This window comes from Enterobacter nematophilus, from assembly GCF_026344075.1.
Lineage (GTDB): Bacteria > Pseudomonadota > Gammaproteobacteria > Enterobacterales > Enterobacteriaceae > Enterobacter > Enterobacter nematophilus.
Genome location: NZ_JAPKNE010000009.1, coordinates 125,849 through 142,004 on the forward strand (window position 1 = coordinate 125,849; position 16,156 = coordinate 142,004).

The following is a 16,156-nucleotide window of genomic DNA, read 5'->3' on the forward strand; positions in this document are numbered from 1 at the left end:
TCCCCTTACCTGGCGTTCTTTGGGCTGACGTAAAGCACGCCCAGGGCGCAAATCAGTGCGCCAATAAAGACGCTCGCCAGGTAGCCCGCCACGTTGGTTGCCAGCGGCCAGCCCCAGATGGCCGGCAGCGGCAGCGTCTGCTTCACGCCGAGTGCAATGGCGACCAGCGCGCCGGCGACGGCACCGGCCATAAACACCGGGATCAGGCGTGGGTTTTTCAGGATGAACGGGATAGCGCCTTCCGAGATGCCGATAACGCCCAGCAATAGCGAGGTGCTGCCAACGGTTTTCTCTTCCCGGCTGAAGACATCCGGCAGGCCAAAGCGGCCATTGAGGAACGCGGCAAAGCCGACGCCAATAGAGGGGATGACGATCGAGAGTTCGCGGGCGGTTAAATCAAACGTCTCGCTTATGCCATTCAGGCCGAGCGCGACCGAGCCTGCCGCCTTGTTGACCGGGCCGCCCAGGTCGAACGCGGTGCCGGCGGCAATCATCGCGGAATAGAACCCGCGCCCGGTGCCACCCGCCGAGGTAAAAAAGACCACCATCAGCTGGTTAAGCGAGCCAAAAATCGGGTTGATCAAATATTCCATGACCATCACCAGCGTAATGGCGGTGATCAGCGGGACGATCAGCATGGTCTTAATGGTGGTCAGCTGCTGGCGGACGTGAATCGAATCATTGAGCCAGCGCACCAGGTAGCCCACAAAAAAGCCAATGCCGATCGCGCCGAAAAAGCCGGACGGCATAAAGCCTTCGATATCAAAGAAGCGCTTGTAGACTTCATCGGACATAATGCCGCCGATAAGCCCGGGGATCAGCGCCGGTTTGCCGGCAATGGAAAACGCCAGATACATGGCGAAAACCGGATACATGAACTTAATGGTCATAAAGCCCACTTTATCCAGCACGCTGAACGGCGAATGTTCAATGTTAATAAACTGGCCGGTAATTTTAGCCGTTGCCATCATCAGACCGCCCATGACCACCACCGGCAGCATATAGCTGATGGCCGCCATGATATGGCCGATGAAAATCTGTAAGCCGAACGCTGGAGTTCGTCTTCATGTACGACCGTGGTGACGTTTTTTTCCATGGCCAGCGCCTGACGCAGATAGCGATCGGTATGCTTGATCAGCTCTTGCGTACGGGTCTGAAGGTGGGGAATGTTTTCAAAGCGTTCGGCATCCTGAATGGGGACGTCGGTTGCCAGAATAATGGCCGTGGCGGAGGCGATATCCTGCTTCGTTAAGCGGTTTTTAACGCCGTCGCTGCCCTGCGTTTCAACCTTTACCTCGATGTTGTGCGCTTTAGCCCATGCAATAATTTTATTCGCCGCCATAAAGGTATGTGCAATGCCCGTCGGGCAGGCCGTTACCGCGACAACTTTTTGTTTCGTCATTGTCATAATTCCCTGGATGTGAAAACAGGGAAAGTATAAAGAGAACCTAAAACAGTTTTTAACGTTTGCTAATACTAATTACGTATCGTGATACGCGTAAATGCAATGTGTGAAGCGCCTTCCAGTGACTATTTTCCTGGTATGTTAATATCATGCCGGGATTAAACAGGGTGTAATATATGAATTCATTCCAGGGAAGTGAACGCTTGATATTTGAATACATTCAGCATCACGCGTGTAATATTTCTAATATATCGGCAAAAGAGATTGCCCGTGATACCTTTACAACGACGACATCCGTTAATCGTGTGTGTAAAAAAATGGGGTATAAAAGCTATACCGAGCTTCGGTATCGTTTTTTACGCGATCACTTTACCCCTGCGCCTGTAGTGCCCGACGCGGGTCCGCAGGCGGACGACATTGTGGCGGAGGTGTCCAGGCTGCTCACCCATTCCAGCCATATCTATCTGTACGCACGGGGCGCCTCGCTTACCAGCCTCAACTACCTGTCGCGTTTTTTATCGCTGGCGAGCCTGCCGCATCTTATTTTGAATGACATGCACCAACTGACACGGGTATCGAAGGGGACGCTGGTGCTGATCAGTAAATCCGGGGAGACGCAGTCGCTGATAGAAATGGCGCGAAACGCGCTGCGCAAAGGCTTAAAGATTATTGCGATTACCCGCCAGGGGTCGACGCTGGCGTCGATCTCAACGCTATGCTGGCCGTTACCGATCGACATTAACGCGGTATCGCTGTATCAGCGGGAGGGCCAGCTTGAACTGTTAAGCGCCGTGGACCGTATCGGCTGCCGGCTGCTGCAGCACGATACGGTGTAGTCAGGCCGTCAGAGCTGCTTCACTATCCCCAGACGCACGGCATAATCATTTTCATGGTTGCCGTCATCGTTGATATAGGTTTTATCCAGCGATACAAGCTCGACGTAAGGCGTCCAGCCATCGTCGAGCTTGTAGTTGAACGCGACGGTATGCTCCCAGTAGGTATCATCCCCGGTTCCCTGATCGACATTATCCTGCCAGCGGAAGCGCGGGTTGTAGGACATACCGAATTTTCCAATGTTGTACGCGAACCAAATATCGAACTGATGTGACTGGCGGCGGGTGTAGCCGCTGCCGTCGAGTTCTTTGTCGCTGTGCGCGTCATTGACGGTGTTATAACGGTAACGGGCGGAGAGGTTCAGACCGTTATCGAACGCTTTCCACCCCTGAATGAAGGGGCGGTAATGGGTATTGCTGGCGGTGAAAACCGTCACTATGCCAGGCGCTACGGCGAAGCCATTGCCCAGATCGAAGCGCCAGCGCGTTTCGATCTCCTGCGCCGCCTCCGTTAACCCTTTATCGTCGGAATTATATCGGTCGGTATCACCAAAAAAGGTGTCGTTGTGGTTTTGTGCGGCTTCAACGGAGAAGTAAAAACCGTTATTCGCCTGATGCATGACCTTAATACGAGAATCATTTACGTCTGAGCGCGTATTATGACCAAAGCGAAGGTCGACGGACGTATTTCCGCACCATCCCTGTGTGCTTAATAATAATGCGCTAATACACGTTGCTTTAATAATTGTCTTTTTCATAATGTCCTGCCGAGGTTATTTAATTGGCAGGGCTATTTTTATTTTGGGTATGCCGTGATGTAAAAGTTATCGTCGTACATTTAGCGTATCGCTAAACATAAAAAAGGAGATACAGCATGCTGTATCTCCTGACGTTTATTCCTGCACCCACCAGATGGCTTCAAACGGGCGCAAGAGCAGCGTATCGGGGCTGGAGGGGACGTCCTCATAGTTGCTGAGTGCGACCTGCCATTCGCCCTGTACCGGGTCCGGCTGCCACTGCTGGCGCTCGCGGCTCAGGTTCGCCACCACCATCAGCGTCTGGCCCTGCCACCGGCGGCGATAGCACCACAGGGAAGAGTGTTCAGGGAGCAGATCGTCGTAATCCCCCCACGTCAGCACCGGCAGGGTTTTACGCAGGCTAATCAGCGACCGATAGGTGTAGAACACTGAATCCGGGTCGTCCAGCGCCGTACGGGCATTCACGGTTTCGTAGTTATCGCAGACGCCAATCCACGGCTCGCCCTCGGTAAAGCCCGCATTGTGCGACGCGTCCCACTGCATCGGCGTGCGGCCATTGTCGCGAGATTTACTCGCCAGAATCGCCAGTAATTCATCCGGCTCGCGGCCGCTGGCGCGCAGTTCGGCGAACATGTTCAGGCTTTCCACGTCGCGGTAGTCGGTGATGCGGCTGAAGTGCGGGTTGGTCATCCCCAGCTCTTCGCCCTGATAGATATACGGCGTGCCCTGCATGCCGTGCAGCACCATGCCGAGCATCTTTGCAGCGTGAACGCGGTGTTCCCCTTCGTCACCAAAGCGCGACACGATGCGCGGCTGGTCGTGGTTACACCAGAACAGCGCGTTCCAGGCTTTGTTGTGCATCCCCTGCTGCCAGTGGCGGAAAAGGGTTTTCAGCGCCACGAAGTCCGGCTTCGCCTTCGTCCACTTTTCGCCGCCGGGGTAGTCCACCTTGAGATGGTGGAAGTTAAAGGTCATCGACAGCTCGCGCCCGTCGAGCGACGCGTACTGCTGGCAGTTTTCCAGCGAGGTTGACGACATCTCGCCCACCGTCATCAGGTTGCGCGGGGTAAAGACGTCCCGGCTCATCTCCTGAAGATATTCGTGGATGCGCGGCCCGTCAGTGTAGAAGCGGCGACCGTCGCCAAGGGTGTCGTCCGGGAAATCCTGATCTTTAGAGATGAGGTTAATCACGTCCAGACGCAAGCCGTCCACGCCGCGATCGGCCCAGAACTCGCACACCTTTTTCAGCTCTTCGCGCACCGCCGGGTTTTCCCAGTTGAGGTCCGCCTGCTCCGGGGCGAAGAGGTGCAGATAATACTGCTCGCTCTCGGCGTGCCAGCGCCAGGCGTTGCCGCCAAACTTGGAGCGCCAGTTGTTGGGGAGCTGCTCCGGCGTGCCGTCGCGCCAGATGTAGAACTGGCGGTACGGGCTCGCTTTGTTCAGCGACTCGCGGAACCAGGCGTGCTGCGTGGAGGTGTGGTTAAACACCATATCCAGCACGATGCGAATGCCGCGTTCGTGCGCCCTGGCAACCAGCTCGTCAAAGTCATCCAGCGTGCCAAAGGACGGGTCGATGGCGGTGTAATTCGCCACGTCGTAGCCGTTATCCACCTGCGGGGAGATATAAAACGGCGTCAGCCAGATGGCGTCGATGCCGAGGGTTTTCAGGTAGTCCAGACGCTGGGTCACGCCGCGCAGATCGCCGGTGCCGCTGCCGGTGGTATCCTGGAAACTCTTTGGGTAAATCTGATAGATGACGCCGTTCTGCCACCAGTGAGGAAGGGTATTCATAGTGCGTTCCTGCAAATGCGAAGGGGCGCAACTGCGCCCCGAAAGATGAAGTTAAACAATCTGCAGCGTGCCCTGACGGAACTTACGCTGATAAACCACGGTGGTGAGCGCCATGGGGACGATAATCGCCACCGCCATCGCCAGGGCAAACACCTGCCAGAAAGCGGGCTGGATGGAGAGGATGCCCGGCAGGCCGCCGACGCCAATCCCGTTCGCCATCACGCCGTTCAGGCCGCACAGCAGGCCCGCCAGGCCGGAGCCGATCATCGCGCAGAGCATCGGGAAGCGGTATTTCAGGTTGATACCGTACATCGCCGGTTCGGTCACGCCGAGGTAGGCGGAGATGGCCGCCGGAACGGAGATCTCACGCTCGTTGTGCTTACGGCTGACGATGATGATGCCCGTAACCGCAGAGGCCTGCGCAATGTTAGACAGGGCGATAATCGGCCAGACCGGCGTGCCGCCGAGGCTCTGGATCATCTGCATATCGATGGCCAGCGTTGTCTGGTGCACGCCGGTGATCACCAGCGGGGCATACAGGAAGCCAAACAGCGCGGCACCAATCGGGGCGAAGCTGCCGGTCATTAGATGACGCACCGCGAAGGCCACGCCGTCGCCGATCATGCGGCCAAACGGACCGATAAAAGCGTGCGCCAGGAAGACGGCGAGGATCAGCGAGCAGACCGGCACCACCACCAGGTAGAGGTAATCCGGCACGATGCGCTTCAGGCGCGTTTCAATAAAGCCCAGCGCCAGACCCGCCAGCAGGGCCGGAATGACCTGCGCCTGATAGCCCACTTTGGCGATGGTAAACAGGCCGAAGTTCCACACTTCCGGCACCTGCTGACCAAGTAAGTAAGCGTTCATTAACTGCGGAGACACCAGCGTGACGCCCAGCACGATACCGAGAATCGGCGTACCGCCCATCTTGCGCACCGCGGACCAGCAAATCCCCACCGGCAGATAGAAGAAGATCGCTTCGCCTATCAGCCACAGGAAGTCATAGATGGTTTTCAGCGCCGGATACATCTGCGCCAGGGTTTTGCCGTCACTCATCGGCACGTCGCCGATGACGTTACGGAAGCCTAAAATTAAGCCCCCGCTGATCAGCGCCGGCAGCAGCGGGAAGAAGATCTCCGCGAAGTGGGAAATCAGCTGCTCGTGCCACTTCATATTCTGGCGCGCGGCCCTCTTCGCCTGCTCTTTATCGGCAGAAGAGTGCCCGGTTGTCGCCAGCAGAGCCTGATAGTAATCGCCCACTTCGGTACCAATAACCACCTGGAACTGCCCGGCGTTGGTGAAGCAGCCTTTGACCATGGAAAGCTCTTCAATCGCCTTCGGGTCGGCTTTGGCCGGATCGTTCAGCACGAAGCGCAGGCGGGTAATGCAATGGCTGACGGTGGCGATGTTTTCGCGGCCGCCGACCAGGACGATCAGCCGATCGATATCTGCTTGTTTGACTTTACTCATCATGAAACCTCATGACAGATGTTGAGGGGGGTAATGACCTGAGCGCAAGCCTACTCCTTCAGCGTGACGGCGAAAATGGGAACGTTCCCGAAATCGGGCGAAGATCACAATAAACAATTCAGAGGGGTTATGAGAGACGGGCTGGAATCACGATCTGGCGCGGCTCGCTCCGCCCGTTGATCTGCTCGATCAGCTGCGCGGCGGCCTGTCTGCCGGACTCGGCGTAGCCCGGGTCAACGGTGATGATCTCCGGGTGCAGAAACTTCATTAGCGGCGTGCTGCCGACGCTTGCCACCTGCAGGCTATCGACGCGCTGCTCCTGCAGATATTTGCTGGCACCCAGCGCAAGGGTATCTGTGGCGCATACCAGCGCGGTGGTCTGAGGCGTCAGGACGCTGGCGACCTGCTCGTAGCCCTGCTTCATGCCCAGACCCGGCAGGGAGGCCACGGCAGGGAGATTGTGCTTTTTGCAAAAGGCCAGATAGGCCTCGTGGCGGCGCTTGCCGGTGGTCACGTCCGCGTGCGGCACGCCCAGATAGCTGATGTGGCGGTGGCCTTCTTCGTACAGGCGCTGCATCAGGGTGATAATCGCCCCCTCATCGTCATAACAGACGGAGGCAAAACCGTGGGCATCGCGCGCCAGCAGCACCAGAGACGGCTGCCAGTGTTTCAGCATCTCCTCGTCAATGCCGGTAAAACCAAACAGCACCACGCCGTCAATGTTGCGCCGCTGGAGCATGCCGAGATGTTCTTCCACCAGCTGTGGCGAGAACTGGCTCTCCATCATGATCGGGTCATAGCCCTGCTCGTAGAAGGCAGGCAGCATGGTCTGTACGGCAAGGTTCTCTGAGAGTGAATCCAGACGCGAAACAATGATCGCAACCACTTTATCGCTCTGCCCGCGCATGGCGCGCGCGGAGCGGGAAGGGGAAAAACCGTGCTGATTCATGACCGCCTCAACGCGTTCGCGGGTGCGTTCGCTGACACCACTTTCGTTGTTCAGCACGCGCGACACGGTGGATTTCCCCACGCCGCTTAAACGCGCGATGTCTTTAATCGTAAGGCGGTTCTGCATGCTGTTTTCCCTGTAACAACGACAAAATGGTCAATTGAGCCTAATGCTATAGCGCGATTTCGCTATGGGCAAAGTCTGGTTTACGTACTGTTTATTTGCAGGCGCGTATAATACCGCCCGAATCGCCACAAAGGGTACGCTTAAATCCTTATACTGCGCGGCGACACCCTGTTTTTTTACTTACCGGAGGCTTTATGGATCCCGATCCCACACCTCTCCTGAACGGGAGAACACGTTCTTTCCGGTAAGCCAGCTTTTTGCTGTCTCACCGGTATGTGAGGCAGCAACGTCCTAAACGTTCCTGCTTGAAAAATTGAGTGCCTGACAGGTACGGCTTTGCCACGCCTGGAGGGAATGCTGCGTCCGCCTGGCGGATGCGGAGGAATGTCTATGTTTAAAAATATCACCCGGCAGCTGCAGGCGCTGCTGAGCCGCCACCTGCCACACCGTCTTGTTCAGCGCGACCCGCTGCCCAATGCCAAAAACATGGCGGGGGCGGCAATCCCCGCGTCCCTGACCGAACGCTGCCTGAACGTGGCGGCGATGGATGAAAACGAAGTCTGGCGCGCCTTTGGCGGTCACCCGGAAGGGCTGAACGCGTCTGAAGTGGAAAAAATCCGCGCCGTGCACGGCGATAACCAGATCCCGGCGCAGAAGCCCTCTCCGTGGTGGGTGCACCTGTGGCTCTGCTACCGCAACCCGTTCAACCTGCTGCTGACCGTGCTCGGCATTATCTCTTACGCGACGGAAGATCTGTTCGCCGCGGGCGTGATTGCCCTGATGGTGGGCATCTCCACGCTGCTGAACTTCATTCAGGAAGCCCGCTCCACCAAAGCGGCGGACGCCCTGAAGGCGATGGTCAGCAACACCGCGACCGTCTCGCGCGTGATTAACGATCTCGGCGAAAACGCCTGGCTGGAACTGCCTATTGACCAGCTGGTACCGGGCGACCTGGTGAAGCTGGCGGCGGGAGACATGATCCCGGCGGATTTACGCATCATCCAGGCGCGGGATCTGTTCGTGGCGCAGGCCTCCCTGACCGGAGAATCCCTGCCCGTTGAAAAGGTGGCGCGCAGCCGCGACCCGCAGCAGATGAACCCGCTCGAGTGCGACACCCTGTGCTTTATGGGCACCACGGTTGTGAGCGGCACCGCGCAGGCGATTGTGACCGCCACCGGGGGCAACACCTGGTTTGGACAGCTTGCCGGGCGCGTCAGCGAGCAGGAGAGCGAGCCGAACGCCTTCCAGAAAGGGATTGGCCGCGTCAGCATGCTGCTGATCCGCTTTATGATGGTGATGACGCCAATCGTGCTGCTGATCAACGGCTACACCAAGGGCGACTGGTGGGAGGCGGCGCTGTTTGCGCTCTCCGTCGCTGTCGGCCTGACGCCGGAAATGCTGCCGATGATTGTCACCTCCACGCTGGCGCGCGGGGCGGTGAAGCTCTCTAAACAGAAAGTGATCGTCAAGCACCTCGACGCCATTCAGAACTTTGGCGCAATGGACATCCTCTGCACCGACAAAACCGGCACCCTGACGCAGGATAAAATCGTGCTGGAGAACCACACCGATATCGCCGGTAAAACCAGCGAGCGCGTGCTCTACAGCGCGTGGCTGAACAGCCACTACCAGACCGGGCTGAAAAACCTGCTCGACGTGGCGGTGCTGGAAGGCGTGGACGAGGAGGCCGCCCGCACGCTCTCCGGCCGCTGGCAGAAGGTGGACGAAATCCCGTTCGACTTTGAGCGCCGCCGCATGTCGGTGGTGGTGAGCGAGCAGCCGGACGTGCACCAGCTGATCTGCAAAGGCGCGCTGCAGGAGATCCTGAACGTCTCCACGCAGGTGCGCTATAACGGTGAGATTGTCCCGTTGGATGGGACCATGCTGCGCCGCATCAAGCGCGTCACCGATAACCTGAACCGTCAGGGGCTGCGCGTGGTGGCGGTGGCGAGCAAGTTCCTGCCCGCCCGCGAGGGAGACTATCAGCGTATCGACGAATCCGATCTGATCCTTGAGGGTTACATCGCATTCCTCGATCCGCCGAAAGAGACCACCGCGCCGGCGCTGAAGGCGCTGAAGGCGAGCGGTATTACCGTCAAAATTCTCACCGGCGACAGCGAGCTGGTGGCCGCCAAAGTGTGTCACGAAGTGGGGCTGGACGCGGGCGACGTGGTGGTGGGGAGCGACATTGAGCACCTCACCGACGACGAACTGGCGCAGCTTGCCCAGCGCACGACGCTGTTTGCCCGCCTGACGCCGATGCACAAAGAGCGCATCGTCACCCTGCTGCGTCGCGAAGGGCACGTGGTCGGCTTTATGGGGGACGGCATCAACGACGCCCCCGCGCTGCGTGCGGCGGACATTGGCATCTCAGTGGACGGCGCGGTGGATATCGCGCGTGAAGCGGCGGATATCATCCTGCTGGAAAAGAGCCTGATGGTGCTGGAGGAGGGCGTCATCGAAGGGCGCCGCACCTTCGCCAACATGCTCAAGTACATCAAAATGACCGCCAGCTCCAACTTCGGTAACGTCTTCAGCGTGCTGGTGGCGAGCGCCTTCCTGCCGTTCCTGCCGATGCTGCCGCTGCATCTGCTGATCCAGAACCTGATGTACGACGTGTCTCAGGTGGCGATTCCGTTTGATAACGTGGACGACGAGCAGATCCAGAAGCCGCAGCGCTGGAACCCCGCCGATCTGGGGCGCTTCATGCTGTTCTTTGGGCCGATCAGCTCCATCTTCGACATCCTGACCTTCTGCCTGATGTGGTTTGTGTTCCACGCCAACACCCCGGAACACCAGACGCTGTTCCAGTCCGGCTGGTTCGTGGTAGGCCTGCTGTCGCAGACGCTGATTGTGCATATGATCCGCACGCGCCGCATTCCGTTCATCCAGAGCCGCGCCGCCTGGCCGCTGATTGTCATGACGGGCATTGTGATGGCGCTGGGCATCGCGCTGCCGTTCTCGCCGCTGGCAGGCTACCTGCAGCTGCAGGCGCTGCCGCTGAGCTACTTCCCGTGGCTGGTGGCGATCCTCGCGGGCTACATGGTGCTGACGCAGATGGTAAAAGGCATTTATGCGCGTCGGTATGGTTGGCAGTGAGTTTTTCACCCTCTCCCCTTTGGGGGGAGGGGGCCTGGCTTTCCTCCCAAATTCAACAACCTGTGATCTCCGTCGGCGCATTCGCTTGACGACAATTTGAGCGCATGTTAACAGAATGTTTTGCCTTTATACCCTAAATAGTTCGAGTTGCATGAAGGCGGCAAGGGAGTGAATCCCCGGGAGCTTACATAAGTAAGTGACCGGGGTGAACGAGTGCAGCCAACGCACAGGCAACTTGAAGTATGACGGGTATATTTTGCCCGTCAGATAAGGAACATTCATGTTACGGTACAGTCTCTTAACCGCCGGGCTGATGCTCGGCGCCTCTGCCTTTGCCGCCCCGGCAGGCGATCTCCCCTTAATGCCCTGGCCCGCGAAGGTTGAACGACCGACAACCCAGGGCACGCTGGTGCTCAGCAACAACGTATCCATTAGCGTCAGCGGGGACGATCTCGGTGAGGCCGTCAACCGCCTGCGCCAGCGCATCGCCCTGCAAACCGGCTGGACGCTTCAGCCGCAGGTCGACAAGCCTGAAAAGCCGACCATCCGCATCGCCATCGCTAAAAAGGTGAAGCCGCAGCCGCTGCCGGACAGCGATGAAAGCTACAAGCTAACGGTGGATGCCAACGGCGTAAACATCTCCGCCAACACCCGCTTCGGCGCGCTGCGCGGCATGGAAACCCTGCTCCAGCTGATGCAGAACGGCGCGGAAAACACCTCGCTGCCGTGGGTCACCATTGAAGATTCCCCGCGCTTCCCGTGGCGCGGGCTGCTGCTCGACTCGGCGCGCCACTTTATTCCGCTGCCGGATATCAAACGTCAAATCGACGGCATGGCCGCGGCAAAGCTCAACGTCCTGCACTGGCACCTGACCGACGATCAGGGCTGGCGCTTCAGCTCAAAGCGCTACCCTAAGCTGACGCAGCTCGCCAGCGACGGGCTGTTCTACACGCCTGAACAGATGCGCGAGGTGGTGCGTTACGCCACCGAGCGCGGTATTCGCGTGGTGCCGGAGATCGACATGCCGGGCCACGCTTCGGCGATTGCCGTGGCCTACCCGGAGCTGATGAGCGCGCCGGGGCCGTACGGCATGGAGCGCAGCTGGGGCGTGCTGAAGCCGGTGCTGGATCCAACAAAAGAGGCAACCTACGCCTTTGCTGACGCGATGGTCAGCGAGCTGGCGGCGATCTTCCCGGATCCGTATCTGCATATCGGCGGCGATGAGGTGGACGACAGCCAGTGGAAAGCGAACCCGGCGATCCAGAACTTCATGCGCGACAACAGGCTGGCGGACAGCCACGCGCTGCAGGCGTATTTCAACCGCAAGCTGGAGACGATCCTTGAGAAGCACCACCGGCAGATGGTCGGCTGGGACGAGATCTACCATCCCGACCTGCCGAAAAGCATCCTGATCCAGTCCTGGCAGGGGCAGGACGCGCTGGGGCAGGTGGCGCAGAACGGCTACAAAGGCATTCTCTCGACGGGCTTCTATCTCGACCAGCCTCAGTCCACCGCCTATCACTACCGCAACGAAATCGTGCCGCAGGGCTTAAACGGTGTGGATGTAATAGCGGACACCGACAGCGCCCAGAGCTGGACCTTCTCCATGCCGCGCCTGAAGGGCAAGCCGGTAGAGGGGAGCTTTACGCTGGTAAAAGGGGATGCCGGCTGGCGCGGATTTATTGATTTTGCCGGGAAATCCCGCCGCGCGGTGGAAAACATTCAGTGGCGCGACGACAACCAGGTGACCTTTACCGTCGACACCTGGATGGGCGAAACGCGCCCGGTGGTAAACGTTGATAACGACAAACTCACCGGCTATTTCCTGGTGGGGAACACCCGCTACCCGATTAGCGGCGCGCGTCTGGACGACGTGCCGAAAGGCACCCCTCCGGTCGTGCCGGACGTGACGAATCAGGCCAACCTGCTCGGCGGCGAAGCCGCGCTGTGGGCGGAAAACCTGGTCGCGCCGGTGCTGGATATCCGCCTGTGGCCGCGCGCCTTTGCGGTGGCGGAGCGGCTGTGGTCCGCGCAGGACGTCAACGACGTCGATAACATGTATACCCGCCTGCAGGCGATGGACAGCTGGTCGACGGTGTCCGTCGGGCTACAGCAGCATACCCAGCAGCAGGTGCAGTTCACGCGCCTCGCGAACAGCGCCGACACCCTGCCGCTGCAAATACTCGCCCAGGCGCTTGAACCGGCCCAGTATTACACCCGCCAGCACCTGAAGTTCCAGGCTGGAAACTACCACCAGTTTGAGCCGCTTAACCGCCTTGCGGATGCGCTGAACGCCGAAAGCGCCACCGTGCGCCAGATGCAAAAATGGGCCGATCGTCTGGTGAGCGACGCGGAAGACACGGAAAGCGCCGACGCCCTGCGCCACGTCTTTAACCGCTGGCAGAGCAACACCAGCGACGCGCTGGCGCTAAGCGGAAACAGCTATCAGCTGAAGGCCATTAAACCGGTGATTCAGGAAGTCGACAAGCTTTCGTCGATTGGCCTGCGGCTCACCGACCTGGTGGCGCGTCAGGGCACGCTGGATGACAAAGAGATCGCCTCGATCCAGAGCGAGCTGAATAACGCGGCGAAGGTGCAGGACGAGGTGGTGATTGCGGCGGTGTATCCGCTGGAGACGCTGCTGAGGGCGACGCGGAATCAGTAGCCCCTCACCTTAACCCTCTCCCCAAAGGGGAGAGGGAACCGATCGAGCCGCTCGCCCCTATGGGGAGAGGGGGTGGGGTGAGGGGACTAGTTCTTCAACACCCACGCCTCTTTCCAGTGTGCGCCAACGCCCGGCTCAAACTGGGTTGCAAACTGGCTCCACTGCACGCAGTAGCCGCTGTACGGGAAAGGCTTACACTCGTAGGTCTTACCGTCTTTAGGCTGTAACACTACGGTGCCCGCTTTGTACGACGCGATGCTGTCCGGGAAGATATAGTCATGCTGACCGGTGCCGTCTGCGGCGGCATCGCCTTCCAGCATCAGGTTCAGCACGTCCTGGGCGAACAGCGTGCCGTCTTTATTGGTCGCGTAGTATTTCAGCATGTGGTGGCCCGGCGTCACGTCATTCAGGGTCATGGTCACGTCCTGGCTGGCGTTGTTCATGTCCTGCTTCAGGTAGCCTTTTTCCGCACCGCTGTGGTTCATCACGTGCGCTTCAAGGTTCACGTCGCCTTTGGTGTTCACGTGGAAGGTGACGGTTGCCTTGCCGTTCTCGATTTTGCCGTACTGCAGATTAGAAACGGCGATAGTTTCATGCACTTCCGCTTTCTGCTCTTCGTACGAGATCGCAACGGACCGCAGGGCGCTGCCGTCTTTGACGAAGACGCTGTTTGCCCCGTGGATCGGGCTGATTTCACCCGCTTCATCCTTCACGCCGACGCGGACGTCGCTGTGCGCGGCGTTGATCTTCTGCGCCAGATCGTATGACCACTGGTTCGCATCCCCCTGGGCAGCAGAACTAATGGTCATCTCGGTGCGCATGGCGGCAACTTCGCCGTTGGCATTGAAGAAGCGTGCGATGACTTTATCGCCTGCGTTCAGGTTATTCCCGGCAATCTGTCCGCTCAGCGTTTTGCTCCACTCGGACACCGCCGCAGGCGTGTCGTCCGGGGTCACGTTGCCGCCGTTACCGAAATCAACGTCAATGGCCTGATAGAAACTGTTTGCGGTATCCGCAATTTCCCACACGCCATAAATTACCTGATAGCCCGTACGCTCGGGCACGTTACAGGCCATGGATTTCGTCATCGCCGGTGCCTGACCGTTCCCGTTAATGGTACAGAACGGGGTTAATTCAAACTGGTCGCGGGTCAGGGGCTTATTTGGGTCCCAGTTTTGTTTGGTGATGTAATAACGCCAGTTGGTGGTTTTATGCGGCGCGGTATGGTGCCAGACAAATTCATGCGGGCCTGCCGTTATGGGGGTTTTGGTCCAGGCGTTCAGGCTCTGCTTATCAAGCTGGGAGTAGTTGGCAATGCCGGCGCTGGCGAGCTGGCCGTCGGGCGGCATCGCGCCGGTCGGCAATCCGGAAGCTTTTTCTACGCTCTGCGGTTCGTACTGAACGGAGCCGCAGTCAATATTCTGACCGAGCTTACACATATAAGCGCGGCTGGCGGGGGATTCAATATATCCGTGTGCAAGCGCTGAAGAAGCAGCCGTTAATGTGGCAACGGCCAGCGCAATTTTAGAGAGTTTCATTCTACGTCCATTAATTAGAATATAACAAGGCAGCGCCAGTCTATTAATGGAGTAGGGGAAGCGTCATTTCCTGGAGAGAGTAAAAATGGTCGAAATAAAAAAGGCAGCCTCAGCTGTAATGCCGATCAGTTAAGGATCGGTTGACCGATCCAGTGGCTGTGTAAGAATCCGGAAATGCTTACCCGTTTCCGGATTTTTTTATGCACATTGGACAGGCTCTTGATCTGGTATCCCGTTACGATTCTCTGCGTAACCCTCTGACTTCTTTGGGCGACTGTCTGGACCCGGAACTGATTTCCCAATGTCTGACCGAAGCCGGTATCGTCACCCTGCGCAAGCGTCGTCTGCCGCTGGAAATGATGGTCTGGTGCATTGTCGGTATGGCGCTTGAACGTAAAGAACCCCTTCATCAGATCGTGAACCGTCTGGACATCATGCTGCCGGGCAGTCGTCCCTTTGTCGCACCCAGCGCCGTTATCCAGGCCCGACAGAGGCTGGGCAGCGAGGCTGTCCGCCGTGTGTTCACGCAAACAGCACAGCTCTGGCATAACACCACGCCGCATCCGCACTGGTGCGGTCTGACCCTGCTGGCCATCGATGGTGTGTTCTGGCGAACACCGGACACACCGGAAAACGACAGCGCCTTTCCCCGCCAGACGCATGGCGGAAACCCGGCACTCTACCCGCAGGTAAAAATGGTCTGTCAGATGGAACTGACCAGCCATCTGCTGACAGCAGCAGCCTTCGGCACGATGAAAAACAGCGAAAATGAGCTCGCGGAGCAACTGATAGAGCAGACCGGCGATAACACCCTGACGTTAATGGATAAAGGCTATTACTCGCTGGGGCTGCTGAATGCGTGGAGCCAGGCGGGAGAACACCGTCACTGGATGCTCCCTCTCAGAAAGGGAGCACAGTATGAAGAGGTCAGAAAGCTGGGTAGAGGCGACTATCTGGTGAAGCTGAAAACCAGCCCACAGGCACGAAAAAAATGGCCGGGTCTGGGAGATGAGGTGACAGCCCGTCTGCTGACCGTAACGCGCAAAGGGAAAGTCAGCCATCTGCTGACGTCGATGACGGACGCCATGCGCTATCCCGGAGGAGAAATGGCAGACCTGTACAGCCATCGCTGGGAAATAGAGCTGGGGTACAGGGAGATAAAACAAACGATGCAACTGAGCAGGCTGACGCTGAGAAGTAAAAAGCCGGAGCTTGTGGAGCAGGAGTTATGGGGCGTGTTACTGGCGTATAATCTGGTGCGATATCAGATGATTAAAATGGCGGGCCATCTGAAAGGATACTGGCCGAATCAGCTGAGCTTCTCAGAATCATGCGGCATGGTCATGAGAATGCTGATGACACTGCAGGGCGCTTCACCAGGGCGTATCCCGGAGCTGATGCGTGATCTTGAAAGCATGGCGCAACTGGTAAAGTTGCCGACAAGAAGGGAAAGGGCCTTCCCGAGGGTGGTAAAGGAAAGGCCCTGGAGATACCCCACAGCCCCGAAAAAAAGCCAGTCAGT

9 protein-coding genes and 1 pseudogene are annotated in these 16,156 nt (G+C 58.3%); 4 read left to right on the forward strand and 6 right to left on the reverse strand.

All coding sequences use genetic code 11. The features are described from left to right. Nucleotides 1-5: 5 nt before the first annotated feature. Nucleotides 6-1,402 (reverse strand): annotated as a pseudogene (locus OSH03_RS19305) (PTS fructose transporter subunit IIC). Nucleotides 1,403-1,581: 179 nt separating this feature from the next. Here OSH03_RS19305 and OSH03_RS19310 point away from each other — a divergent pair. Continuing rightward, nucleotides 1,582-2,241 (forward strand): MurR/RpiR family transcriptional regulator, encoded by a 660-nt coding sequence (locus tag OSH03_RS19310; protein WP_266179845.1) that lies wholly within the window; start codon nucleotides 1,582-1,584, stop codon nucleotides 2,239-2,241. 8 nt (nucleotides 2,242-2,249) lie between these two features. On the opposite strand, the gene OSH03_RS19315 is transcribed toward OSH03_RS19310, so the two are convergent. The 4 genes from OSH03_RS19315 to treR form a co-directional block, all read right to left on the reverse strand. After that, the gene (locus OSH03_RS19315) at nucleotides 2,250-2,996 is read right to left on the reverse strand and encodes an oligogalacturonate-specific porin KdgM family protein (protein ID WP_266179846.1); all 747 of its coding nucleotides are present in this window, start codon (nucleotides 2,994-2,996) and stop codon (nucleotides 2,250-2,252) included. Nucleotides 2,997-3,131: 135 nt separating this feature from the next. Then, entirely contained in the window at nucleotides 3,132-4,787 is a 1,656-nt protein-coding gene (treC, locus tag OSH03_RS19320; protein ID WP_266179847.1) for an alpha,alpha-phosphotrehalase, read from the reverse strand. 51 nt (nucleotides 4,788-4,838) lie between these two features. Continuing rightward, nucleotides 4,839-6,257: a PTS trehalose transporter subunit IIBC gene (gene treB, locus OSH03_RS19325; protein WP_266179852.1), complete on the reverse strand. Its 1,419-nt coding sequence runs from the start codon at nucleotides 6,255-6,257 to the stop codon at nucleotides 4,839-4,841. Nucleotides 6,258-6,384: 127 nt separating this feature from the next. Next, the gene (treR, locus tag OSH03_RS19330) at nucleotides 6,385-7,332 is read right to left on the reverse strand and encodes a trehalose operon repressor TreR (RefSeq protein WP_151413569.1); all 948 of its coding nucleotides are present in this window, start codon (nucleotides 7,330-7,332) and stop codon (nucleotides 6,385-6,387) included. A 390-nt stretch (nucleotides 7,333-7,722) separates the two neighbouring features. On the opposite strand from treR, the gene mgtA reads away from it, so the two are divergent. Both mgtA and OSH03_RS19340 read left to right on the forward strand, forming a co-directional pair. Continuing rightward, nucleotides 7,723-10,431, forward strand: a complete 2,709-nt coding sequence (gene mgtA / locus OSH03_RS19335; RefSeq protein ID WP_266179848.1) for a magnesium-translocating P-type ATPase — start codon at nucleotides 7,723-7,725, stop codon at nucleotides 10,429-10,431. Between the two features lie 280 nt (nucleotides 10,432-10,711). After that, complete coding sequence (locus OSH03_RS19340; RefSeq protein WP_266179849.1) at nucleotides 10,712-13,096, forward strand: beta-N-acetylhexosaminidase; 2,385 nt, start codon at nucleotides 10,712-10,714, stop codon at nucleotides 13,094-13,096. 86 nt (nucleotides 13,097-13,182) lie between these two features. Here OSH03_RS19340 and gbpA read toward each other — a convergent pair whose 3' ends face one another. After that, complete coding sequence (gbpA, locus tag OSH03_RS19345; RefSeq protein ID WP_266179850.1) at nucleotides 13,183-14,634, reverse strand: N-acetylglucosamine-binding protein GbpA; 1,452 nt, start codon at nucleotides 14,632-14,634, stop codon at nucleotides 13,183-13,185. Nucleotides 14,635-14,834: 200 nt separating this feature from the next. On the opposite strand from gbpA, the gene OSH03_RS19350 reads away from it, so the two are divergent. Next, nucleotides 14,835-16,156, forward strand: a 1,322-nt coding sequence (locus tag OSH03_RS19350; protein ID WP_266179851.1) for an IS4 family transposase, incomplete at its 3' end; no start/stop codon positions are given.

What these genes read in the sequence shown, in the direction of transcription:
- treC (WP_266179847.1), bottom strand. Translation starts at nt 4,787, where the DNA reads ATGAATACCCTTCCTCACTGGTGGCAGAACGGCGTCATCTATCAGATT.
- treR (WP_151413569.1), bottom strand. Translation starts at nt 7,332, where the DNA reads ATGCAGAACCGCCTTACGATTAAAGACATCGCGCGTTTAAGCGGCGTG.
- OSH03_RS19315 (WP_266179846.1), bottom strand. Translation starts at nt 2,996, where the DNA reads ATGAAAAAGACAATTATTAAAGCAACGTGTATTAGCGCATTATTATTA.
- treB (WP_266179852.1), bottom strand. Translation starts at nt 6,257, where the DNA reads ATGAGTAAAGTCAAACAAGCAGATATCGATCGGCTGATCGTCCTGGTC.
- OSH03_RS19310 (WP_266179845.1), top strand. Translation starts at nt 1,582, where the DNA reads ATGAATTCATTCCAGGGAAGTGAACGCTTGATATTTGAATACATTCAG.
- gbpA (WP_266179850.1), bottom strand. Translation starts at nt 14,634, where the DNA reads ATGAAACTCTCTAAAATTGCGCTGGCCGTTGCCACATTAACGGCTGCT.
- mgtA (WP_266179848.1), top strand. Translation starts at nt 7,723, where the DNA reads ATGTTTAAAAATATCACCCGGCAGCTGCAGGCGCTGCTGAGCCGCCAC.
- OSH03_RS19340 (WP_266179849.1), top strand. Translation starts at nt 10,712, where the DNA reads ATGTTACGGTACAGTCTCTTAACCGCCGGGCTGATGCTCGGCGCCTCT.